Origin of the sequence: Paenarthrobacter sp. NPDC091711 (assembly GCF_044756605.1) — a bacterium.
Taxonomy (GTDB): domain Bacteria; phylum Actinomycetota; class Actinomycetes; order Actinomycetales; family Micrococcaceae; genus Arthrobacter.
The window spans coordinates 13981-36407 of the sequence record NZ_JBIVTF010000023.1 but is presented as its reverse complement, the minus strand read 5'-3'; the positions used below and the strand labels follow the sequence as shown (position 1 = coordinate 36407).

General features: G+C 62.1%; 23 protein-coding genes and 1 riboswitch. Of the genes, 16 read left to right on the top strand and 7 right to left on the bottom strand.

Annotated features, from left to right (window positions below):
- The 10 genes from ACIQH5_RS21420 to ACIQH5_RS21375 all read left to right on the top strand — a co-directional run bounded on the left by ACIQH5_RS21420 (position 1) and on the right by ACIQH5_RS21375 (position 8661).
- Entirely contained in the window at positions 1–1236 is a 1236-nt protein-coding gene (locus ACIQH5_RS21420; protein WP_400407473.1) for an acyl-CoA dehydrogenase family protein, read from the top strand.
- 31 nt (positions 1237–1267) lie between these two features.
- Positions 1268–1723: a MaoC family dehydratase gene (locus ACIQH5_RS21415; protein WP_024819759.1), complete on the top strand. Its 456-nt coding sequence runs from the start codon at positions 1268–1270 to the stop codon at positions 1721–1723.
- Positions 1724–1764: 41 nt separating this feature from the next.
- Positions 1765–3090, top strand: coding sequence for an MFS transporter (locus ACIQH5_RS21410; protein ID WP_400407470.1), 1326 nt, complete (start codon positions 1765–1767; stop codon positions 3088–3090).
- A gap of 12 nt (positions 3091–3102) precedes the next feature.
- Positions 3103–4653 carry an o-succinylbenzoate--CoA ligase gene (gene menE, locus ACIQH5_RS21405; protein WP_400407468.1) on the top strand — a complete coding sequence of 517 codons (1551 nt, stop codon included), beginning with the start codon at positions 3103–3105 and terminating at the stop codon, positions 4651–4653.
- A complete protein-coding gene (locus ACIQH5_RS21400) occupies positions 4650–5120 on the top strand; it encodes a DUF3237 domain-containing protein (protein ID WP_400407466.1) in 471 nt (156 codons plus the stop codon). Before menE ends, ACIQH5_RS21400 begins: the two co-directional genes overlap by 4 nt.
- A gap of 181 nt (positions 5121–5301) precedes the next feature.
- Positions 5302–5781 (top strand): DUF805 domain-containing protein, encoded by a 480-nt coding sequence (locus tag ACIQH5_RS21395; protein ID WP_400407464.1) that lies wholly within the window; start codon positions 5302–5304, stop codon positions 5779–5781.
- A 180-nt stretch (positions 5782–5961) separates the two neighbouring features.
- Complete coding sequence (lhgO, locus tag ACIQH5_RS21390; RefSeq protein WP_400407462.1) at positions 5962–7179, top strand: L-2-hydroxyglutarate oxidase; 1218 nt, start codon at positions 5962–5964, stop codon at positions 7177–7179.
- 64 nt (positions 7180–7243) lie between these two features.
- Positions 7244–7471: a hypothetical protein gene (locus ACIQH5_RS21385; RefSeq protein WP_400407460.1), complete on the top strand. Its 228-nt coding sequence runs from the start codon at positions 7244–7246 to the stop codon at positions 7469–7471.
- Between the two features lie 125 nt (positions 7472–7596).
- The gene (locus tag ACIQH5_RS21380; protein ID WP_024819766.1) at positions 7597–7899 is read left to right on the top strand and encodes a DUF4193 domain-containing protein; all 303 of its coding nucleotides are present in this window, start codon (positions 7597–7599) and stop codon (positions 7897–7899) included.
- Positions 7900–8115: 216 nt separating this feature from the next.
- Complete coding sequence (locus ACIQH5_RS21375) at positions 8116–8661, top strand: hypothetical protein (protein WP_400407458.1); 546 nt, start codon at positions 8116–8118, stop codon at positions 8659–8661.
- Positions 8662–8768: 107 nt separating this feature from the next.
- Here ACIQH5_RS21375 and ACIQH5_RS21370 read toward each other — a convergent pair whose 3' ends face one another.
- The 4 genes from ACIQH5_RS21370 to map all read right to left on the bottom strand — a co-directional run bounded on the left by ACIQH5_RS21370 (position 8769) and on the right by map (position 12457).
- Positions 8769–10307, bottom strand: coding sequence for an APC family permease (locus ACIQH5_RS21370; protein ID WP_400407457.1), 1539 nt, complete (start codon positions 10305–10307; stop codon positions 8769–8771).
- Between the two features lie 12 nt (positions 10308–10319).
- On the bottom strand, positions 10320–11330 hold the full coding sequence (locus ACIQH5_RS21365) for an agmatine/peptidylarginine deiminase (protein ID WP_400407499.1): 1011 nt from the start codon (positions 11328–11330) through the stop codon (positions 10320–10322).
- A gap of 11 nt (positions 11331–11341) precedes the next feature.
- Positions 11342–11482: a hypothetical protein gene (locus ACIQH5_RS21360; RefSeq protein WP_400407455.1), complete on the bottom strand. Its 141-nt coding sequence runs from the start codon at positions 11480–11482 to the stop codon at positions 11342–11344.
- A gap of 201 nt (positions 11483–11683) precedes the next feature.
- The gene (gene map / locus ACIQH5_RS21355; protein WP_400407453.1) at positions 11684–12457 is read right to left on the bottom strand and encodes a type I methionyl aminopeptidase; all 774 of its coding nucleotides are present in this window, start codon (positions 12455–12457) and stop codon (positions 11684–11686) included.
- Positions 12458–12524: 67 nt separating this feature from the next.
- Between map and ACIQH5_RS21350 the strand changes: the two genes are divergently transcribed.
- Positions 12525–12827: a helix-turn-helix domain-containing protein gene (locus ACIQH5_RS21350; RefSeq protein ID WP_400407451.1), complete on the top strand. Its 303-nt coding sequence runs from the start codon at positions 12525–12527 to the stop codon at positions 12825–12827.
- Positions 12828–12865: 38 nt separating this feature from the next.
- Here ACIQH5_RS21350 and ACIQH5_RS21345 read toward each other — a convergent pair whose 3' ends face one another.
- The gene (locus ACIQH5_RS21345; protein WP_400407449.1) at positions 12866–13447 is read right to left on the bottom strand and encodes a helix-turn-helix domain-containing protein; all 582 of its coding nucleotides are present in this window, start codon (positions 13445–13447) and stop codon (positions 12866–12868) included.
- Between the two features lie 101 nt (positions 13448–13548).
- On the opposite strand from ACIQH5_RS21345, the gene ACIQH5_RS21340 reads away from it, so the two are divergent.
- Together ACIQH5_RS21340 and ACIQH5_RS21335 are read left to right on the top strand one after the other, a co-directional pair.
- Positions 13549–14556, top strand: coding sequence for an NAD(P)/FAD-dependent oxidoreductase (locus ACIQH5_RS21340; RefSeq protein ID WP_400407447.1), 1008 nt, complete (start codon positions 13549–13551; stop codon positions 14554–14556).
- 97 nt (positions 14557–14653) lie between these two features.
- A complete protein-coding gene (locus tag ACIQH5_RS21335) occupies positions 14654–14866 on the top strand; it encodes a hypothetical protein (protein ID WP_400407445.1) in 213 nt (70 codons plus the stop codon).
- A 117-nt stretch (positions 14867–14983) separates the two neighbouring features.
- On the opposite strand, the gene ACIQH5_RS21330 is transcribed toward ACIQH5_RS21335, so the two are convergent.
- Complete coding sequence (locus ACIQH5_RS21330) at positions 14984–16207, bottom strand: amidohydrolase (protein ID WP_400407497.1); 1224 nt, start codon at positions 16205–16207, stop codon at positions 14984–14986.
- Positions 16208–16297: 90 nt separating this feature from the next.
- Between ACIQH5_RS21330 and ACIQH5_RS21325 the strand changes: the two genes are divergently transcribed.
- Positions 16298–16957, top strand: a complete 660-nt coding sequence (locus tag ACIQH5_RS21325; RefSeq protein ID WP_400407443.1) for a cyclodeaminase/cyclohydrolase family protein — start codon at positions 16298–16300, stop codon at positions 16955–16957.
- Between the two features lie 84 nt (positions 16958–17041).
- Here the strand turns inward: ACIQH5_RS21325 and ACIQH5_RS21320 are convergent, their stop codons facing one another.
- Positions 17042–18592 (bottom strand): MFS transporter, encoded by a 1551-nt coding sequence (locus ACIQH5_RS21320; RefSeq protein WP_400407441.1) that lies wholly within the window; start codon positions 18590–18592, stop codon positions 17042–17044.
- 72 nt (positions 18593–18664) lie between these two features.
- Here ACIQH5_RS21320 and ACIQH5_RS21315 point away from each other — a divergent pair, with 72 nt between their 5' ends.
- Both ACIQH5_RS21315 and gcvP read left to right on the top strand, forming a co-directional pair.
- Positions 18665–19204: a TetR/AcrR family transcriptional regulator gene (locus ACIQH5_RS21315; protein ID WP_214821803.1), complete on the top strand. Its 540-nt coding sequence runs from the start codon at positions 18665–18667 to the stop codon at positions 19202–19204.
- Between the two features lie 93 nt (positions 19205–19297).
- Positions 19298–19395, top strand: a riboswitch (glycine riboswitch).
- 176 nt (positions 19396–19571) lie between these two features.
- Entirely contained in the window at positions 19572–22418 is a 2847-nt protein-coding gene (gcvP, locus tag ACIQH5_RS21310) for an aminomethyl-transferring glycine dehydrogenase (RefSeq protein ID WP_400407439.1), read from the top strand.
- Positions 22419–22427 lie beyond the last annotated feature (9 nt).

Genomic DNA, 22427 nt, shown 5'->3' with positions numbered 1-22427 from the left:
ATGACTGCGACTGCTACGACGGCCACAGGAACAGCCCAGCGGCTGTATTCCGTGGCGGATTGGTACGACGCCGAAGCGCTGCTGAGCACTGCCGAACGCCAGGTACTTGGCGGGCTGCGGGACTTCCTTGACGCCGAAGCCAAGCCCTTGTTGGCCGAGTACTGGGAGAAGGGGGAGTTCCCCGAGCAACTGGCCCGGCCGTTGATTGACCTGGATCTGATGGAACCGGCCGACCTCACTGTTGAGGCCCCTGCGCGGGGGATTTACCACGGCTTCCGGATCTTCGAACTGGCTCGTACTGATGCTTCGCTGGCCACTTGGTACACCGCCCAGGCGGGGTTGTTCCGGACAGCCATCCGAGTGGGTGCGTCCGAAGAGCAGCAGAAGGAGTGGATGCCCAAGGTCATCGACTTCTCCCTCAAGGGGGTCTTCTCTTTGACCGAACCCGAGCACGGCTCGGACATCGCCGGTGGTTTGTCCACCACCGCCCGCTACGAAGAAGATCCCGACGGCGGCACGGGCTCCGGTGGTTGGGTTCTGGACGGTGCCAAACGGTGGATCGGAGGCGCGGCCACAGCCGACGTCCTGTGCGTATTCGCCCGCGATGTCGCCGACGGGCAGGTCAAAGCGTTCCTCGTTGACCGCACCGCTCCCGGGGTGTCCCTGGAGAAGATCCAGGGTAAAACTTCACTCCGGATGATGCAGAACGCCCACATCACCCTGAACAGTGTCAGGGTTCCCGAAGCCATGCGCCTGCACAACGTGAACTCCTTCAAGGACGTGGCCGCTATGCTCCGGGCGATGCGCTCGGACGTTGCCTGGATCGCCGCCGGAATCCAGGCCGGGGCGTTCGAAGCTGCGCTGGCTTATGTGAAGGAGCGTCAGCAGTTCGGCAGGTCCTTGGGCTCGTTCCAACTGGTCCAGGAGAAGCTGGCCCGCATGCTCGGCAACGTCACCGCTTCGCTTTCACTCGTTGTCCGGTTGACCGAGCAGCAGGGCTGGGGCATCTACCGGGATCAGGACTCGGCCCTGGCCAAGATGCAGACGTCCCTGATGATGCGTGAAACCGTTGCCCTCGCCCGCGAAGTGGTGGGCGGCAACGGCATCACCCTCGCCTCCGACGTCGCGCGTTTCCATGCCGACGCGGAAGCCGTCTACTCCTACGAAGGTACCCACGAGATCAACGCCCTGATCGTGGGCCGCGCCCTCACCGGCGCCAGTGCTTTCACCAACTAAATCTCTTCAAACAACAACACAGGAGGCAAAGATGCCCAATCTCGTCGTCGATTTCGACACCCTGCTCACCATGTCCGGCAAAGACCTCGGCACCACCGACTACCGCGAAATCACCCAGCAGCAGATCAACCTGTTTGCCGATGCCACGGACGACCAGCAGTGGATCCACACCGACCCCGAACGCGCCAAGGACGGTCCTTTCGGCGCTCCGATCGCGCACGGTTTCCTCACCCTGTCCCTGATCATTCCCTTCTGGGGCGAACTCTTCGACGTGGAAGGCGTGACCACCAAGGTTAACTACGGCCTGGACAAAGTCCGCTTCACCTCACCGGTCAAGGTCGGCTCCAAAGTCCGCATGAACGGCAGCATCGCCGAAGTCACCGAGGTCAAGGGCGGCGCCCAGATCAAGGTCAACGCCACCATCGAAATCGAAGGCCAGGAACGCCCCGCCGTCGTGGCCGAATTCCTCGCCCGCTTCTACAAATAACCCGCTAAGACCCACCCTCCCTCCTCTCCCAAGGAACAGCCATGTCAGGACACACTGCGCTCGCACCGTCGAGCACGGCCGCCAAGCGCAAAGAAGCGCGCACGGTCATCATGTCCAGCTATCTGGGCAGCACCATCGAGTTCTACGACTTCCTGCTATACGCAACAGCCGCAGCAGTTGCCTTCCCCAAAGTGTTCTTCGCCGGCACTGACGAGTGGGTGGGCGTCGTTGCCGCCTACGCCACGTTCGCTGCCGGATATGTTGCCCGCCCTTTGGGCGGCATCATCTTCGGGCACTTCGGCGACCGCATCGGCCGCAAGGGCATGCTGATTGTGTCCATGGCCATGATGGGTATTGCCTCAACGCTGATTGGCCTGATTCCTGGAGCCAACGTCATTGGTCCTTGGGGTGCGGTACTCCTGGTGGTCTTGCGTGTTTTCCAGGGAATCGCTGTGGGCGGCGAATGGGGCGGGGCCGCACTCATGGCTTTGGAGCATTCGGATCCAAAACGGCGCGGGTTTGCGGCATCGTTCGTCAACGCCGGTGCCCCGACGGGCGCAGTACTCGGCACCGTGGTCATGGGCATCTTTTCCGCCCTTCCCCAAGACGCATTCCTGGCCTGGGGATGGCGTGTGCCGTTCCTGTTGTCCTTCGTGCTTTTGATCGTGGGCATGTTCGTGAGGTTGCGGGTTTCGGAAAGCCCCATTTTCGCCGAAGCTGTTGCCAAGGAAAGCGCCCTAGGCACTAAGCGCAAGATCCCGTTGCTGGAAGTATTGAAGCGTCCCAAGGCCCTCATCATGATCATGTTTGCCGGTGCCGCCGGCTTCGGCCTCCAAGTAGTGCTGCCCACCTTCTCCGTCACCTACGCAGTATCCAAGGGCGCACCACAACAGGGCGTGCTCTATGCCTTCGCTGGCGCCTCGGCCATCTCCATCCTGTTCGTGCTCCTCGGCGGCAGGCTCTCGGATCGCTTTGGTCGCCGTCCGGTCATGGTCACCGGCCTGGCTTTGTTCATCCTGTACCTGTTCCCAATGTTTGGGATGCTCAGTTCCGGCAACATCGCTTTGGTTTTCCTGGCCTTCACAGTGGCACTGATTCTGCATTCGTCCCTTTACGGTCCGCTTGCAGCGTTCGTCTCCGAGCAGTTCGGCACCACTAACCGCTACACCGGCGCGGCCGTCGGCTACCAGCTGGCAACACTGATCGGCGCTGGCTTCACGCCCGGCATTGTGGCGGGCCTTTATAAGGATGCCGGCCAGAGCATCGTCCCCGTGGTGGTGTTCCTTTCCATCATGTCGCTGGTATCGATTGTCTTCATCCTGCTGACGCGGGAGTCTAAGAACAACGACCTCTCTACGGTCAGTTAGGAGTACGGCACCATGGACAACAACGGAGTTGGATCCTGGCTGCACCGCCGCCGTGCCAAATCGGGGCCTAAGACGGCACTCATTTCGGGCAGCCATACGTTGAGCTACGAAGAACTCGCAGACCGGAGCGACCGTTTGGCCATAGCCCTTAGGGACAGGGGAGTGGCCAAGGGGGACAGGGTGGCTTACCTCGGTGAGAATCACCCGTCCTTTGTGGAGACGTTCTTCGCATGCGGGCTGCTCGGGGCGATTTTCGTCCCGCTCAACACCCGGCTGACCTCTCCTGAGCTTCAGTTTCAACTGCAGGACTCAGGAGCACGCCTGCTCATCAGCGCTGCATCATTGGAGTCCGTAGCCGCCGGATCCTGCACGGACACCGGCGTGACACACCGTCTTGTGGTGGCGCCCGACGACGTCACTGACGGTTCCGCTCTCACGCTGCCATCCGGCGTCGAGCACTATGGTGAGGTGCTTGACGCTGCAACGGTGGCCCCGCTGGATGCAGCGGTGACGTTAGAAGACGGGGCCATGATCCTCTACACATCCGGCACCACAGGCAAGCCCAAGGGCGCCTTGCTGACACACGGCAACATCACCTGGAACTGCTTCAACACGGTGGTGGACATGGACCTGAACCGCAACGATGTGGCGCTCATGATCTCGCCGCTGTTCCACGTGGCATCCCTTGATATGGGTCTGCTTCCCATGCTGCTGAAGGGTGCCACCGTGGTGCTTGAAGCCAAGTTCGACGCCGGCCGGGTGCTGGAGCTGGTGGGGCAGCACAAGATCACCACACTCAATGGCGTCCCCACCACCTTCCAGATGCTCTGTGACCATCCCGGATGGTCGACGGCGGATCTCACCTCCCTGGACAAGCTCACCTGCGGTGGTTCCGCTGTTCCTGGCAGGGTTTTGGAGGCCTACGAGCGGCGCGGCATAGGTTTCACCAACTGCTATGGCATGACGGAAACCGCGCCCGGCGCCACCATGTTGCCGGTATCGAGGTCCAAGGAAAAGGCTGGTTCTGCAGGGCTGCCCCACTTCTTCACGGACGTGCGGATCGCCGATCCGCTGGGCGGCATCGCCGCGCTTGGCGAGGTGGGGGAGATCCAGATCTCCGGCCCCAACGTCATCAAGGAGTATTGGAACCGGCCCGAAGCCACCGCCGAGAGTTATTCCGAGTCCTCCTGGTTCCGCTCCGGCGACATGGGCTACCAAGATGCGGAAGGCTTCCTGTTCGTTTCGGACCGCATCAAGGACATGATCATTTCCGGCGGCGAGAACATCTACCCGGCCGAGGTGGAAGCTGCCATTGCGGAACTATCCGCTGTGGGGAGTGTGGCCGTGATCGGTGTTGATGACCCGAAGTGGGGAGAAGTGCCCCGGGCGATCGTCACTTTGCGTGAGGGCGAATCCCTCACCGAGGAGCAACTGCGCTCGCATCTTGAGGGCCGGCTGGCACGGTACAAAATCCCCAAGTCCGTGGTGTTCGTTGAGGAGATGCCGCGGACAGCCAGTGGGAAGATCCGGAAGATGGACCTCCGAAAGCACTACGCGCAGTGACACTTATTCCGGAGCCGCCGGCATTAACGTTCCTCGCCACCTTGAGCGTGGAGGTAGGCGAGCCCATTGATGTGGGGCCAACACCGGAGGGGCACCGGCGGATCGTTCCCATAATTGGAGGGACGGTGTCCGGGCCACAGTTCCAAGGGCGCGTAGTGCCAGCCGGTGCGGATTACCAGATTCTCCGGAACGCCGAGCTGACCGAGTTGGACGCCAGATACGCGGTGGAGCTCGAAGGGGGAGCCGTGGTGTACGTGCACAACGCGGCTCTCCGCTTCGGCGCCGCGGAAGATATCGCCAGGTTGAATAGGGGAGAAGACGTAGACCCCGCCCTGATCTACTTCCGATGCAGCCCGCGTTTTTCAACTGCTTCGCCCGAGTTGGCTTGGCTCAATCACACCATCATGGTGGGAACAGGGCGGCGCCGGCCCGGTTCGGTGGAAATCGACGTGTTCACAGTGAGTTAGAACACGGGAAATGTTGTCTCAGGAAAAGTCCCCACCCACGAAATATTGCGTTACCAGGCTAAATCCGGGTTAACTTCCTCCATCGAACTGCCTAATTCGCTGCAGGGGCATTACGATAAGCACGACTCACTCTGAGCACTAAGCTTCATCACGACTCACACCTAACCCGGGGGATATACAAATGAGCTCTTACCCGCAACAACCGCAACAAACCGAACAGTACGCTGCACAGACCGGCGAGCCGCCGCTGTGGGCTCCGTACTACGGCGCTCCGATTGGTGCAGCCGTCAAGCGATTCTTCAAGAAGTACGCCACGTTCAGCGGCCGCGCGAGCCGCAGCGAATACTGGTGGGTGGCACTGGTGCTGGGCGTTGTAGGCATCGTCCTGCAGATCCTCGCCGGCGTTCTTGGCGCAGCAGGAGCAACAACCACCAGCAGCGGCACCGTTCCTGGCCCGGGCTTCGTTATCGGCGTCATCATTTACGTTGTCTTCTACTTGGCAATCCTTATCCCGTCGCTTTCCCTGTTGGTTCGTCGTCTGCACGATGGCAACTTCAGCGGCTGGCTGGCATTGCTGGTTGTTGTGCCGATCGTAGTTTTCGTGCTCTCGCTCCTGCCGTCCAACCCGGCCGGCCAGCGTTTCGATCAGCCGACTGCATAGTCACCACCACGGCAAGTAATACCTGCTAATAAAAAGGGCGACACCTCGCGTGTCGCCCTTTTTCGTGCCATATTTGGACGGTTTTCGGGCTATACGTGCCGGGCACTCCGCACCCGTGAAATGCTGTGACTGATTCGGACCCACCCCAACGACGGACCCACCCCAACGACGAGGAGTGTCATGCCCCAGCCTCCACACAACAGGACCATCAAGCGGTGCGCCGTGGTTGGTGGCGGGATCATCGGCATTGCTGTGGCGAGGGAACTTACCAACAGGCTCGAGGGCGTCCAAGTCACTGTCTACGAAAAGGAAGACCGGCTCGCAGCACACCAGACCGGACACAACTCGGGCGTGGTTCACGCAGGCCTGTACTACGAGCCCGGCGGGCTGAAGGCAAAGCTGTGCCGCAGGGGAGTGGAGCTGCTGCAGGAATTCTGCGCCATGAAGAACCTGCCCTACGACGCCTGCGGCAAGCTGGTCATCGCCCAAACCCCCGAGGAATCCAAGCGCCTGGACAGCATCTTCGCCCGAGCCACAGCCAACGGGGTGCCCGGTGCGCGGATGCTTCGGGGAGAGCAGATACGCGAGGTGGAGCCGAACGCCGTCGGGCTCGCTGCCTTGCACTCGCCGGAAACGGCGATCGTTGACTACACGGCCATCACCAACGCGCTCGCCGACGACGTCCGCAGCTCGGGCGGGACCATCCGTCTGGGACAGGAAGTCATTGCGCTTGAGCAGCAGGACAGCGGTGTGGTGGTGAGTACCAAGGACGGCGGCGAGCATTACGACCTCGTGGTGGCTTGCGCAGGTCTTCAGTCGGATCGCGTGGCCGAGGCGACCGGTGAACCGGCAACGCCACGGATCGTGCCGTTCTTCGGGCAGTACTTCCTGTTGGACCGTGCGGCCCGGGACCAAGTGCGCGGCCTCATTTATCCCGTCCCGGACCCCAAACACCCTTTCCTCGGCGTCCACCTCACAAAACGCATCGACGGCGAAATGATGCTCGGCCCGAATGCGTTCATCTCCTTCGGCCGCGAGTCCTACGCGTGGAATGAGGTCAATGTTCGCGACGTCCTGAATTACGCGCTTTTTCCGGGGTTCTGGAATTTCGCCCGACATAATGTGCCGTCAGCTGTTCGTGAATTCCATACCGTGGTGAGCAGGAAGAAGTTCATCCGCGAGGCCATGCGCTTTGTACCCTCGCTGGAAGGGGCCACCATTCTTCCTGGCACCCGGGGAGTGCGCGCCCAAGCCATGAACGGTGACGGTTCGCTGGTGGACGACTTTGTCATCGCACGACGCCGGGACACAGTCTTGGTGCGCAACGCACCGTCTCCTGGAGCTACTTCGTCCATGGCGATAGCGGAGTACATCGTGGAGCAGGCTTTGCAGGACTGAGGAGTTAACAAGCTCGTGATCCACCGGAAACCGCCTCCAAACGCGGGCTGGATACCGTTACCGCATGATCGGATCACTAGCCTCGCTTGCCAGTTCAGTCGGCACCACCATAGCGGCCTGGATCGAGGCCGCCTACGTCTCGGATTGCACGGATCCGTCAGCGGAGGAACACGGCCTGGGCGGGCAAGGAGCCAGGAGCGACTTGACGTGGCTACCTGCCCTCAGCGGCGTCACTGTTGCCAGCGCGCAGGCCATCCAATCGCACGCCCTGAGGGTGCATTCAGAACCGTAGAACCCGCCGGGAATGCTGCAGAATGTCGCGTTGGGCACACTATTCGTTGATCACGTGTAATATGCCCTAAACTGCTTCACTGAGGTGCCGGAATAGGCACTATGCAGCAACGAAAGCGAACCTCAATGGCTACTGATTACGATGCCCCGCGCAAGACAGAAGAAGAGTCTCCCGCCGAATCGCTTGAGGCCCTTCAGGCATCCCGTGGAAACACTGCGCAGACTGCGGTTATCGACGTCGAGGAAAACGATACCGCCGAGGGAATTGACCTGCCCGGCGCAGATCTTTCCGGTGAAGAACTGACCGTCATTGTGGTCCCTGAGCAGTCTGACGAATTCACGTGTGGCTCCTGCTTCCTGGTCCGTCACAGGTCCCAGATTGCGCTGGAAAAGAACGGTCTTAAGTTCTGCAAGGACTGCGAAGGCTAAGTAACGCAAAGGTCTCGTTATCTTCGGTTACGAACATGGGCGCGAGGACCCTCGATGTGGCCCCTGATCACTCAAAAAACCGCTCTTCAATAACCCTCTTGTGACCGCAGCTGCACCCACTTAACGGTTGCGCCCCGAAGCGGCCACAACCCGCCCAAACACCCTGCTGCACTCCTACTGTTGAAGTATCAACTTCGCCTGAAGGGGGCACAAAAAATGAGGAAACTTGGAGCGGGTTTGGCAGCGGTCATGGCTGCTGCCGGGCTCGGTCTGGTGGCACCGGGGTCCGCCTCGGCGGCTACATATTGCGGCATCTCGTGGGGTTCCATGGCCAAGGCTGACCTTGACTGGAGCTCCGCCAATGTCACCAACGTCCGTACGGGTCAACAGCCCTGCTACGACCGTCTGGTGATAGATATGACCGGGAAGGTAGCCGGTTACGTGGTTCAGTATGTTCCGGTGGTGACCCAGGATGCTACCGGCTACCCCATCCCTGTGCTGGGGGATGCTGATCTGCAAGTGATGGTCACGGCGCCGTCGTACAACCAGTACAGCCAGCCGACGTATCTGCCGGCAGCCAAGGCTGAACTGTCTAACGTCTCCGGGTACCAAACGTTCCGGCAGGTGGTTTATGCGGGCAGTTTTGAGGGCACTACCAGCATCGGGCTGGGTGTCCGGGCCCGCCTTCCGTTCCGGGTGTTCACCTTGGACGGGCCCGACGGCGGTTCTCGCCTGGTGGTGGACGTTGCGCATCGTTGGTGATTGACGGGGCGCTCAAGTGCCCAGAACGCGGGAAAGCTGCCACTTCGCCCGGAGATATCCGGCGAACTGGCAGCTTTCCCGCGATTTCGCGGGGTTACAGGGGCGTCTTACTCCGGCACAACCAGTGCAGGCGTATCCTTCCGGATGGTCTCGCCGCGGAAGAACCCGGGCCGAACGCGGGACATGATCAGCATGACCACCGCGCCCAACGCCAGGATCCCGATGCCGAGCACGAACACGAGCCCCACTCCGAAGATCTCCGAGCCACTGCCGAACTCAGGAGCCCAGCTGTCCACGGCTGTCTGCAGGAACACCACGAAGAGGCCAACGCCACCCAGCAGCGGACAGACGAGCCGCAGGAAGAAGTTCCTCACGCTGGAGAACACGCTGTTCCGGAAGTACCAGACGCAGGCGATGGCCGTGAGCCCGTAGTAGAAGCAGATCATCAGGCCCAGGGCCAGGATGGTGTCGTTCAGGACGTTCTCGCTGATCACGTGCATCACCGCGTAGAAGCCCGCGGACAGGACGCCGGCCGCAATGGTGGCGAAGCCCGGCGTCGAGAACTTCTTGCTCATGTGGCTGAAGCGCTCCGGCAGGGCGCCGTAGTGCGCCATGGCCAGCAGGCTGCGGGATGGCGACGTGAACGTGGACTGCAGGGAAGCCGCAGAGCTGGAGAGTACGGCGAGGGACATCAAGATGGCGAACGGACCCATGACCGGTGATGCCAGTGCTGTGAAGACGTTGGCGTGGTTCTCGGCGTTGTTGAGGCCGATTCCTGTGTCTCCGACGCCCGCAAACATCATGGTAGCGATGGTGACCAGCAGGTAGATGCCCAGGACGATCACCGCAGTGAGCGTGCCCGCGAGGCCGGCAGTCTTCTTGCCGTTGGCAGTTTCCTCGTTCACGGTGAGGCAAACGTCCCAACCCCAGTAGACGAAGATCGACAACGAGATGCCGGCGGCGATCTGGCCGAAAGTCTCGATCTTGGTGACGTCGAACCAGTCCCAGCTGAAAGGAACAGCGGACTCGGACGTGGACCAGTTGGCGAAAGCCATGGCAACGAACAGGCCCAGCACCAGCAGTTGGAAACCTACCAAGCCGTACTGGACGATCTTGGTGGTGTGAAGGCCCCGGTAGCTGATCCACACGGCCAGCGCCACGAAAACGAAGCAGGTGGCAACGTTCAGCAGCTTGTTCGAGGCGAGGTCGGCAAGCTCGGGTGAGCCCGTGGCCTGCGCCAGGAAGAGGTAGAAGAAGTCCACGGCCACGCCTGCCAGGTTGGATAGGACGATGATGTTGGCTGCGAGCAAACCCCATCCGCCCATCCAGCCAACCCAGGGGCCGAAAGCCTTGGTGACCCAGGTGAAGGTGGTGCCGCTGTCCGGGGAGTCTGCGTTGAGCTCCCGGTAGGCCAGCGATACAAGGATCATCGGGATGAAACCGATCAGGAAGATGACGGGCAGCTGTAGCCCCACCTCGTTGACGGTTGGGCCGAGCGCACCGGTGAGCGTGTACGCCGGGGCGATGGTTGAAATGCCAAGAACGACGACGGCGAGGAGCCCCAACTGCCCCGTCTTCAGTCCCTTGCCGCTGATGTCATGCGACTCTGCGGCATTACTGCCGCTGCGGTGGATTGTCTGGCTCATGTGAGGCCCTTTCTAGATGGCCGAAGGCTGCTGCTGCGTAATGCAGTGGATGCCGCCGCCCCGGGCGAACAGTTCGCGCGCGTCAACACTGACCACGCGGCGGCCGGGGTAGGCATCGGCGAGAATGCGGAGCGCTTTCTCGTCCATGGGGTCATTGAAACTGCAGGCGATGACCCCGCTGTTGACCACGAGGTGGTTGATGTAGCTGTAATTCACATACCCCTCATCGTCGGTGAGTGTTTCCGGGGCGGGAACTTCGATGATGTTCCAGTCCCGGCCTGCTGCGTCGTGGGTGGTGCGCAGGAAATCGATGATCTCGCGGGAGACTTGGTGGTCCGGGTGCTCCGGGTTCTGCTGCGAGTGGACCAACAACGTGCCCGGGCTCGGAATTGCGGCCACGATGTCCACGTGTCCGCGGGTGCCGAACTTTTCGGAGTCGCGGGTGAGGCCCCGGGGAAGCCAGATCACGTGAGTAGCGCCGATGGTTCGGGCGAGTTCCTGCTCGATGTCAGCCTTGGTCAGGCCAGGGTTGCGGCCTTGGTCCAGCTGAACCGTTTCGGTGACCAGGACGGTGCCTTCGCCATCAACCTGAATGCCCCCGCCTTCGTTGACGATCCCTGAGGGGAGATGCCGGGCGTTGGCGCGGCCGCTGATGGCCTCGGCGATGAGCGAGTCCTTGTGCCACGTTGCCCAGTCCTGGCCGCCCCAGCCGTTGAAGATCCAGTCCACAGCACCCAGTTGCCTGTTGGCGTCCAGGACGAACGACGGTCCGATGTCCCGCATCCAGGCGTCGTTGAGGTCAGCGGTAATTACCTCAACGCGTGGGTCCAGGTAGCGCGCAGCTGTTTCGACGTCGTCGGGCGGTACCACCATGGTGACGGGCTCGAACTCGAGGATGGCGTTCGCGACGGCGGCCCAAGTGGAGCGCGCTGCGTGCGCCTCTTCTTCGGTGTCACCCAAGGTGTAGCCGCCGGTGGGGAAAGCCATCCAAACGCGGTCCTGGGGAGCCGTTTCCGATGGCATGCGCCACGCGCTCACGCGGTAACTGCCTGGGTATGCTGCATTTTTACTGTGCCGAGCGGGGCGTTGGGGTCCACCGCTTCGGCCGGGTGCCGATATGTCACCGGGCCGGTGGTCAGGGAAGCGAAGGCTTCCACGTGTCTGATTTCAATCATGGGGGGTTTACTCCGTGAGACGACTGTCACTAAATGAATAGCGTTCATTTAGTATGACGGGAGTCACCCTCAAGCGCAAGATGCGGTGTGAGGCGTCTCAGGGAGTGAACCGAAATGCCCGGATCCTGCACTCGTTCGCCCCGCGCCCCGTTCAGCGTTGAGTCACCCGAACAAGGGCGGGAGCGCCCGGGAAATCATGGCTCAGAGTGTCGGCAGAGTCAGAATTTCGGCTCCGTCGTTGGTGATGGCAATGGTGTGCTCACTGTGGGCAGTGCGGCAACCGGTCGCGCTGCGGAGCGTCCAACCGTCGGCGTCGGTCACAAGCTGGGCGGTATCGGCCATCACCCAGGGCTCCAGGGCCAGCATTAGTCCAGGGCGTAGTTTGTATCCTCGGCCGGGTCGGCCCATGTTTGGTACGTGCGGCTCCTGGTGCATGGTTGAGCCAATGCCGTGGCCTCCGAACTCGGTGTTCACCGGGTATCCGGCCTCGCTCAGAACTGAGCCGATGGCGTAGGCGAGGTCGCCGATGCGGGCGCCGGGCCGCGCGGCCTCAATGCCCGCGCGCAATGCCCGTTCGGTTGCTTCGATCATCGCGACGCTCTCAGCCGGTTTGGACTCGCCCACGATGAAGCTGATGGCGGAGTCCGCCGCGATTCCGCCCTTCAACACCGCCAGGTCCAGAGTCAGAAGGTCGCCGTCAGCCAACTTGTAGTCTGTGGGCAATCCGTGCAGGACGGCATCGTTAACGCCGGTGCAGATGTAATGGCCGAATGGCCCGCGACCAAAGGAGGGGGCGTAGTCCACGTAGCAGGAGACGCCCCCGGCCTCGAGGATCATGCTCTTTGCCCATCGGTCTATGTCGAGGAGGTTGGTGCCCACCTTTGCCCGGCCTTTCAGCGTGTGCAAAATGTTAGCCACCAGGGCGCCAGCCTCCTTGGCGCGGCCTAGTTCTGTACGGCTCAGGATCTCAATCATGCGGGGCCTTTCGTGTGAAAACCAATAACTATCCCGGCCATATTATCCCGGTATTACAATTGGAGCCATGGTCAGGTTGCCGCTTACACCCGCGGAGGCCGAGCGCGGACAACGCCTCGGTGCTCTTTTGCGTCGCGCCCGGGGTGAGCGCTCCATGCTGGAGACAGCCCTCGATGCCCGTGTTTCGCCCGAAACGCTCCGAAAGATCGAATCAGGCCGGGTAGCGACGCCTGCGTTCCCCACCGTCGCTGCAATTGCGGAGGTCCTTGGACTCTCCCTCGATGAGGTGTGGGCTGAGATCAATCAGCAGGAGCATAGGGCCGAGCCGGCGGGCCCGCGTCGAAGTGCACGTGAATGGCTGGCTTCGTAACCTGAATATCCCGTAACCAGCATTCAGCGCTTGTCGTCTCAGCGTTTGGGGCGGGCCCGCACGTGGAGCCGTTCGCCTTGCTGCCCAAAGAGGGTGAGAAGCTCCACCGGTTCTGTGGTGGCGCTGGCAAACCAATGTGGTGTGCGGGTATCAAATTCCGCCACCTCGCCCGGTTTCAGGACAAAGTCGTTCTCGCCCAAGACCAATCTGAGCTTGCCGTTGAGGATATACACCCAGTCGTAACCCTCATGTGATTGCGGCGTGGGAGTCTCCTTGCCCGTGCCACCCCTGAGGACCATCTTGAAGGCCTGTATGCCGCCAGGGCGTCGCGTGAGGGGAACGGCCGTTCCCCACTCGTGAACGTGCGGCTTGAGGTGAATGCGGGGATCGCCCGTTTCTGGGGCATCAATAAGCTCTTCCAAGGGGACCTGATGCAGCCGCGCGATGGGGAGAAGAAGCTCCAAGGTTGGTTTCCGTTGACCCGATTCCAGCCTGGAAAGCGTGCTCACGGAGATGCCGGTGACTTCCGAAGCCTCCGAGAGCGTCACGTTGCGTTGGGTCCGCATGGCACGCAGGCGAGGGCCGACGGCGTCGAGCATGGTGCTGAAATCCGTAGTCATGCCCCCAGTTTGCCATATTGGCAAACTTCCTTGCTGGTTTAGCGGATCCTGACCAACCATGGAAGGAGCGGCGCAGGGCCGCTGGAGATGTGGAGGCATTGGTGAGTACGGAAAACGAGAACAACCGGGTTGCGGGGGAGTACGACGTCGTTGTGGTGGGAGGTGGCGCAGCTGGGTTAAGTGCTGCCGTCACCCTGGGCAGGGCATTGCGGTCCGTCGTCGTCATCGACGCCGGGGAGCCGCGAAACGGGCCCGCAGCCGGGGTGCACGGATTCCTGTCGCGGGACGGAGTCAATCCCCAGGAACTGCTTAAGCTCGGACGAGCGGAGGCGCTCCAGTACGGGGCGGACATGATGTCCGGCCTAGCAGTTGGGGCACGCTCGACGGCGGAGCCAATGGACGGTTCAGAGCTCGCCTTTGAGGTGGACCTGGCCGACGGTCAAACTGTCAAGGCGCGCCGGCTACTTGTCACCACCGGACTGGTGGACATCTTGCCCGACGTTGAGGGCATACGGGAACGTTGGGGACGCGATGTCCTGCACTGCCCCTACTGCCACGGCTGGGAGGTCCGGAATAAGGCAATCGGAATCCTGGGGTCAGTGCCCATGGCGTTGCATCAGGCGTTGTTGTTCCGCCAGTGGAGCCCCAACATCACCCTTTTCCTCAATGACCTTGTGGAACCGACAGAAGAACAGTGGGAACAACTGGCTGCCCGATCCATCAACGTGGTGGACGGCAAAGTCCATGCCCTGCAAGTAACTGACGACGCTTTAACGGGTGTCGTCCTGGCGTCGGGAACCATGATTCCGGTGGACGCTGTAGTCACGGGCCCACGGCTGGAGGCAAGATCCGGCGTGCTGGGAACCCTGGGTGTCCCCACGGTGGAGCACCCGATGGGGGTTGGAAGCCACGTTGACGTCAATCCCATGGGCGGTGCCACGCCGGTGCCGGGTGTCTACGCTGCAGGAAACGTCGCCGATCTCATGGGGCAGGTGATGGCCTCCGCAGCCGCGGGTGTCATGGCAGGTGCTGCAATCAATGCAGATCTCATGATGGAGGAGACCAATCGGGCTGTTGAGAATGCGCGCAAATTAGTCGTATCCCGCTAAGTCGGTCACTGTGCCAGCTGATCACAACGCACAAAACCATCGACGTGAGGTCCCTGTCCGAGGACGATTAAAGGACAGCCGTTGAAGGAGGTTGAGTATGTGCTACGCGTACTACGACGACTTCGAGCGGCGCACGAAGAAGGACTCCGAGCGCAAGCCTGAAGCACGCACATCAGAAACACCCAAGGAGCAGGAACCCGCAGAGAGCCGTCCACGGACGGAAGGAACACTGTGGACTTTCCTGGCCCGCCGTCGCAGGGAATCCGAGGTTTTTGAACCGAGGATCGACCGCATCCGCGAGAAAGTCTAGGTTTCCCGGGAACAGTTGGGCCGGATGGAAGCTAGGCCGGATTGAACAAGTAAGTAAAGGAAAGGCGCTGCGCTCGCAGCGCCTTTCCTTCGCGGTCTGCCTTGGGACTCAGCAGCCCTACGACTTGGTGGCCAGGAACTCCCGGGCGGCGGTCACGAGCGCTTCCGTTCCGCGCGCCAGCGTCGGTTGGATGACTGGCGCGAAGTACGGCGAGTGATTCGAGGGAATGTCCTCTGGAAGGCGACCCGTTGTGGCGAATTCCTTGAACAAAGCAGGCTCAGCACCACCCAGGAACCAGAAAACCAGAGGAGCGCCTGCGGCCTTCGCCAGGGCTCCTACGTCTTCGCTTCCGGATACGGGGCCAGGATCGATGATCTGTGTCTCTCCGAACTTTGCTGTGAAAGCAGCGGACACCCTGCCGGTTGCGGCTTGATCGTTGACGGTCAGCGGGAAATGCTCTTCAAACTGAATCTCGGGGTCCTTGGGGGCTCCGGATGCAGTGGACTCTCCCTTGGCAATGCGCTCAATGGAACCAAGGATTTTGTCCCTGGTGGCGTCACTGAAGGTGCGGACGCTGAGGCCCAATGTTGCCGTTTCGGGAATGATGTTGTTCTTGGTCCCTGAGTGAATCTGCCCCACCGTCACCACCGCAGAGTCACTGGCGGCGAGCTCACGCGAGACAATGCCCTGCAATCGCACGGTGGTTGCAGCAGCCATGAGCACCGGGTCAACAGTGGTCTCCGGACGCGATCCGTGGCCACCTCGTCCGTGCAAGGTGATGTTGAGGGAATCGGCCGACGCCATGGTGACGCCGGGTCGCATGCCAAACCATCCCGCGGGGAAGGGGGCTACATGTTGGCCCAGGACGACGTCGGGTTTCGGCACCACGTCATACAGCCCGTCAGCAACCATGGTTTCTGCCCCGCCGCCCCATTCCTCGGCCGGCTGGAAGAGAGCGATCAGCGTGCCTTGCCACTCATCACTCTGCGCGGCCAGGACCTCCACCGCGCCAACAAGGCAGCTCACGTGCACGTCATGGCCGCATGCGTGCATGACTGGCATGTCTTTGCCCTCATGATCAACACCCACTGCCGTGCTTGCGTAGTCCAAACCCGTTGCCTCTTTCACTGGCAACGCATCCATGTCTGCCCTGAGCATCACCACTGGTCCGGGCCCATTGTCCAGAACCCCAACAACACCGGTTTTTCCGATGTTGCGGTGAACAGCGAAGCCAAGATCTTCGAGGTATCCCGCGGCGATCCCGGCTGTTCGGGTCTCCTGAAAAGACAGTTCGGGGTTGGCGTGCAGGTCTTTGTAAAGCTCTTCGAGGTCAATGGTCATGAGTTTGCCCTTTTCATTCGACGCCATGGTTTGGCCAGTGTATCCAGCCCATGGATGCAAAGCCTGGGAAGCCCCGGCACACTGGATGTCATGAACCATTCCGAGTCAGTCACCACACAGCTATCCACTGTTGAGGAGTGGACCAGGGCGTTGGCGGAATCCAGCGGCTCCCCGGGCGGCGGCGCCGGAACAGGGGTCATGCTCTCCATCGCGGCGTCGTTGATATCCATGGTGGCTGGATACACCGAGGCGGAGAAGTCCCAGCGCGAGCAGCTCAGCGGCGTTCACTCCCGTGCTCACGAACTCCGTCAAACGGCCCTTCAACTAGCCGACGACGACGCTTCCGCCTCCAACGCGTTCGGCGCAGCCTTCCGCTTGGATCCCGGACCTGAACGCGACGACGCCATTCATCAGGCTTCCGTCCATGCCGCGAAGGCATCAGCGGTCCTCGGGGAGCGGGCGATCAATGCCATTGAAGACCTCGGCTGGCTCGCATCCAACGGCAACCCTGCGCTGATCGCGGACGTCGTGGTGGGCTTCGGCGCCCTCCGCGCAGCCATCGCCGGAGCCCGGACCAATGTGAGCTTCGACCTCGCATCCCTAACCTCAGCCGGCGCCACGCTCGAGGAAGTCAGGGAACAGCACCCGGAGCTATGGAACACCGTCAGCCGGCTCAGCGACGCCCTCGACAGAATCGACGAGCTGACCGCCGTCGTCGACAAGAAAGCGGCGCCGACCGAAGCGCTGTGAGGCCCGGTTTGCGTGGCAAATCCCTACGGAACCCCGCAAAGCGGGCCTCACAACGGCATTACTGCGCCTTCGGCGCTCTGCCTACTACTGCGCCTTCGGCACACGCCTGAGTACGACGGCGGCGAGCACTGCCGCGCCGGCCATCAGTACCAGCCCAATCGCCGCAGTGATGTGGACGCCGGACTCGAAAGCTGTCCGGGCGGCGTGTGTCAACGCCTCCGACAACGGGGCCGGAAGTGCGGCCGCCGCATCAACAGCGCCGGCGAGCGTCTCACCGGAATTCCCGGCAGCTTGCTCGGAGATGCCGTCCGGCATGATCAGGTTGTGCTGGTAAGACGCCGTGAGGATAGAGCCAAGCACTGCCGTTCCCAAGAGTGACCCCAGTTCGTAGCCGGTCTCGGAGATAGCCGAGGCGGCGCCGGATTTGTCGGCCGGCACTGAAGCCAGGATGAGGTCGTTGGAGATGGTCTCCGCAGCGCCCACGCCGACGGCCAGGACGGTCAAGGCTGACAACAGGAACACCGGACCGCTGCCGTGATCGCCCACTACGACGATCAGATAGCCCACGGCACTGAGTGTCAGGCCTGCCGCCACAACGAACCCTGGCCGCACACGCTTGACCAGAGGTACCACCAGCAGGCCGGCGATGACCGTTGCCAGGAGGGCGGGAATCATCGCGATACCGGCCTCCATGGGGGACTGGCCCTCAACAAGTTGCAGGTGCTGGGCGAAGAAGTAGATGAAGCCCGTCATGGAGAACAGGGACAGGACGTTCGCCACGATTGCCGTGCTGAACACCTTGTTCTTGAACAAGGCAACATCCAGCATGGGGTTCTCGATCCGCTGCTGGCGACGCACGAACAGGATGCCCATCACCAGGCCAAAGCCCATGAAGGCAGCTGCGGACGCCCCGAAACCATGAACCGCGAATTCCTTGATCCCGTAAACGAACGGCGCCATGGTGACAACGGAGAGGAGGATGCTGCGCGCATCCACACGTCCGGGATTGGCATCCTTGGACTCGGGAATCAGTACCCGGCCGAAAGCAAGCAGGGGCAAAAGCAGGAATGCTGCTACCAGGAAAACGGCGCCCCACCAGAAGTGCTCCACCAGCCAGCCGCCAAAGATCGGGCCAAGGGCGGCGCCGCCGGAGAACCCTGCGGCCCAGACGGCGATCGCGAGCCGGCGCCGGTTGGGATCGGTGAAAATGTTCCGGATCAGGGAAAGGGTTGAGGGCATCAGCATGGCACCGAAGACACCAAGGCCGGCGCGGCCGGCAATCAGCCATTCAGCGGACGGCGCGAATGCTGTAGCAGCCGAAACCGCTGCGAAGCCTGTGCTGCCGACCAGCAGCAGCCGCCGTCGTCCGATCCTGTCGCCCAAGTTGCCCATGGACACCAACAGTGCGGCGAGGACCAGCGGGTAGGCGTCAACAATCCAGAGCAATTGGACGCCGCCAACGTTCAGGGAACGGGCGATTTCAGGGAGGGCAAAGGTGAGCGCGGTGTTGTCGACGGCCACCAGCAGCACCGGAAACATCAGGAGTGCCAGTGCCGTCCAGTCGCGCCACGGTGCTGCCGGACCCTTAACGGGGTGGGCGGAACGGGGTGCTTGGGTTGAGGACGGCGAGAACATGTAACCACTGTACCGTCCAGACGGTATAGTTTCAAATGTAGCCACCGCGAGCCTTTAGGGAATGATGGACACATGCCACGAAAACCAATTGCCCGGGACGCCGTCCTGGACGCCTTTGAAGCCCTCCTCATTGAAGTGGGGGAGCGTGCTGCCACGCTCGATGCCGTTGCCAAGCGCGCGGGAGTGTCCAAGGGTGGGCTGCTCTACCACTTTCCCAATAAGGAAGCGCTGATTACTGCCCTTTTGGAGCGCCTGGACCTGCTGGCCGACGAAGATACCGAAGTGATGAAGGCCGCGCCCGATGGTTCGGCTGCATACTTCATCCGGTCCTCGCTGTGGGCAGATACGCCCATGGACCGGGCCTTCGTTGCCGCTACCAGGTTGGCTGAGGTGGCTCACGAGGAAACCCGCCGCAGGTTTGCCGCCATCCAACAGAGATGGCTGGACGTGCTCGCAGAAGACGTCGGACCGGAAGTTGCCAAGGCTGTCAGCTACATGGGCGATGGGCTCTACTTCAACGCGATCTTTGAAGGCGGCCAGGAGGGCGGCAACGCCGGGCGGGAGGCCGACGTCGAAATCCTGCTGGGAGTCCTCGAGCGGCTACGGAAGTAGTGGTTCCTCCATTTGCTGCTGAGGCCGGAGCGTAGGACAATTAACTCTTGTGGCGTGCCCAGCGTGGCGCCCATATACAACTGAACATGCCTTTGATCTGCGGCGGGAGAGTCCTGCAAGCACGTGATGCAGGCGCCGTAGGAGCAAACCCTCCCCAGGAATCTCTCAGGCCCACGCACCGCCGCGGCAAGGCAACTCTGGAAAGCAGCAGGCACTCGGCACCTCAGGGTGAAGAGAGCTGTGCTCACCGACGGTGCAAGCGATGGTTGTCCCACAACGCGCGGAAACTCTCAGGTCCAATACAGAGCGGGGAGGAACCCAGCCGCTGTGGCGTACCCAAACGCTGCCCAAGTAATGGAGTTCCTTCGTGACGGTTAGTTCTGCCTCCACCACCTTCGTCGATCGGCATATCGGCGCCCGCCGCCAGGCTGATATTGAGACCATGCTCAAGTCCGTCGGTTACGACACCGTCGACTCCCTGGTCGACACCGCCGTCCCGAACGATATCCGCCAGGACGTTGCCCTCACCCTGCAGAACGCGCTGAGCGAAGTTGAAGTTCTGGCCGAGCTGCGCAAACTTGCGTCCAAGAACAAGACCGCCGTGCAGATGATCGGCCAGGGCTACTACGACACCGTGACGCCGCCGGTGATCCGCCGCAACATTCTTGAGTCCCCGGCCTGGTACACGGCCTACACGCCGTACCAGCCGGAAATTTCCCAGGGCCGTCTTGAAGCGCTCCTGAACTTCCAGACCATGGTGCAGGACCTGGTTGGCCTGCCGATCGCCAACGCCTCCCTGCTGGACGAAGCAACCGCCGTGGCCGAGGCCGTGCTCATGATGCGCCGTGCCAACAAGAACAAGGCTGTCCAGGACGGCAAGACCGTTCTTGACGCCGACTGCCTGCCGCAGACCATCGCCATTGTGAAGGGCCGCGCAGAAGCGCTCGGCTTCGAGGTTGAGGTAGCTGACCTGTCGCTCGGTCTCCCGGAAGGCGACATCAACGGCGTCGTCCTGCAGCAGCCGGGTGTCTCCGGCCGCGTGTTCGATCACTCCGCCGTGATCGCTGACGCCAAGGAACGCGGCGCGCTGGTTACCGTCGCTGCCGACCTCCTTTCCCTGACGCTCATCACCCCTCCGGGTGAGCAGGGCGCGGACATTGCTGTTGGTTCCGCGCAGCGCCTGGGCGTACCGCTGTTCTTCGGCGGCCCGCACGCTGCTTACATGGCCGTCCAGAAGGGTCTGGAGCGTTCCATGCCCGGCCGTCTGGTGGGCGTTTCCAAGGACGACGCCGGTGTCCCCGCCTACCGCTTGGCGCTGCAGACCCGTGAGCAGCACATCCGCCGCGAGAAGGCCACGTCCAACATCTGTACCGCGCAGGCGCTGCTCGCCATCGTCGCCTCGATGTACGCCGTCTACCACGGCCCCGAAGGCTTGAAGGCGATCGCAGAGACCGCTCACAGCCACGCCCGCACCCTCGCAGCGTCCCTGAAGGCTGCCGGCGTCGAGGTCCTTCACGGTTCCTTCTTCGACACCATCACCGTCCGAGTTCCCGGCAAGGCCGGCGAGCTCGTGGCCGCTGCCGAGGCCAAGGGCATCAACCTGCGCGGCATCGACGCCGACACTGTGGGCATCTCGGTTGATGAGACCACAACTTCCGCGATTGTCGCCGACGTCGCAGCGGTGTTCGGCGCTTCAGTGGCTGAAGCCGCTGAAGGCTTTGCGCTTGAGGCCTCCGTGGAGCGTTCCAGCGACTTCATGCAGCACCCGGTGTTCAACACCCACCGCTCCGAAACCCAGCTCCTGCGCTACATCCGGAAGCTCTCCGACCGGGACCTCGCGCTGGACCGCACCATGATCCCGCTGGGTTCCTGCACCATGAAGCTCAACGCCACGGCTGAAATGGAAGCGATCTCGTGGCCGGAGTTCGCCTCCATCCACCCGTTCGCTCCGGATTCCCAGACCGAGGGCTGGCGTGAACTCATCACCGATCTCGAGTCGCAGCTGACCGAGATCACTGGCTACGACCAAGTCTCCATCCAGCCCAACGCCGGGTCCCAAGGCGAGCTCGCAGGCCTGCTGGCCATCCGCGGCTACCACCTCTCCCGTGGCGACGAACAGCGCAACATCTGCCTCATCCCTGCTTCCGCCCACGGCACCAACGCGGCCTCAGCAGTGCTCGCCGGCATGAAGGTTGTTGTAGTGGCCACCGCCCCCGATGGCACCATCGACCACGTTGACCTCAAGAACAAGATCGAAGCCCATCGCGATGCCCTCTCGGCCATCATGATCACCTACCCGTCCACGCATGGCGTGTACGACGCCGACGTCCGCGAAGTCTGCGACGCCATCCACGAGGCCGGCGGCCAGGTGTACATCGACGGTGCCAACCTCAACGCACTGGTTGGACTAGCCCAGCCGGGCAAGTTCGGCGGCGACGTGTCCCACTTGAACCTGCACAAGACGTTCTGCATCCCCCACGGCGGCGGCGGACCCGGCGTTGGCCCGGTCGCAGCCAAGGCACACCTCGCACCGTTCATGCCCGGCGACGCGGCGTCCTGGACCGAAGGTAACGACGTCCCGATTTCGGCTTCCCGTTTCGGCTCCGCCGGCGTGCTGCCGATCTCCTGGGCCTACGTGAAGCTCATGGGCGGCCAGGGCCTCACCGAAGCCACCAAGTCCGCGCTGCTCGCTGCGAACTACATCGCTTCCCGCCTCAACGATCACTTCCCGGTTCTTTACACCGGCGAAGGCGGACTCGTAGCACACGAGTGCATTCTGGACCTCCGGGAACTGACGGCCAAGACCGGCGTCACCGCTGAAGATGTTGCCAAGCGCCTCATCGACTTCGGCTTCCACGCGCCCACCCTGGCCTTCCCGGTGGCGGGCACGCTCATGGTTGAACCCACCGAGTCCGAAGACCTCGTGGAGATCGACCGCTTCATCGAAGCCATGATCACCATCCGTGCCGAGATCGAACAGGTGGCCCACGGCGACTTCTCCGTGCAGGATTCCCCGCTTCGCCGCGCACCTCACACGGCAGCCGCCGTCGTAACTTCTGATTGGGACCGCGCGTACCCGCGTGAGCAGGCCGCCTTCCCGGTCCACCACCTGAAGCAGGACAAGTACTTCCCGCCCGTTGGCCGCATTGACGGCGCAGCCGGAGACCGAAACCTGGTCTGCTCCTGCCCGCCCATCGAAGACTTCGAAAACTAAGGACCCGGA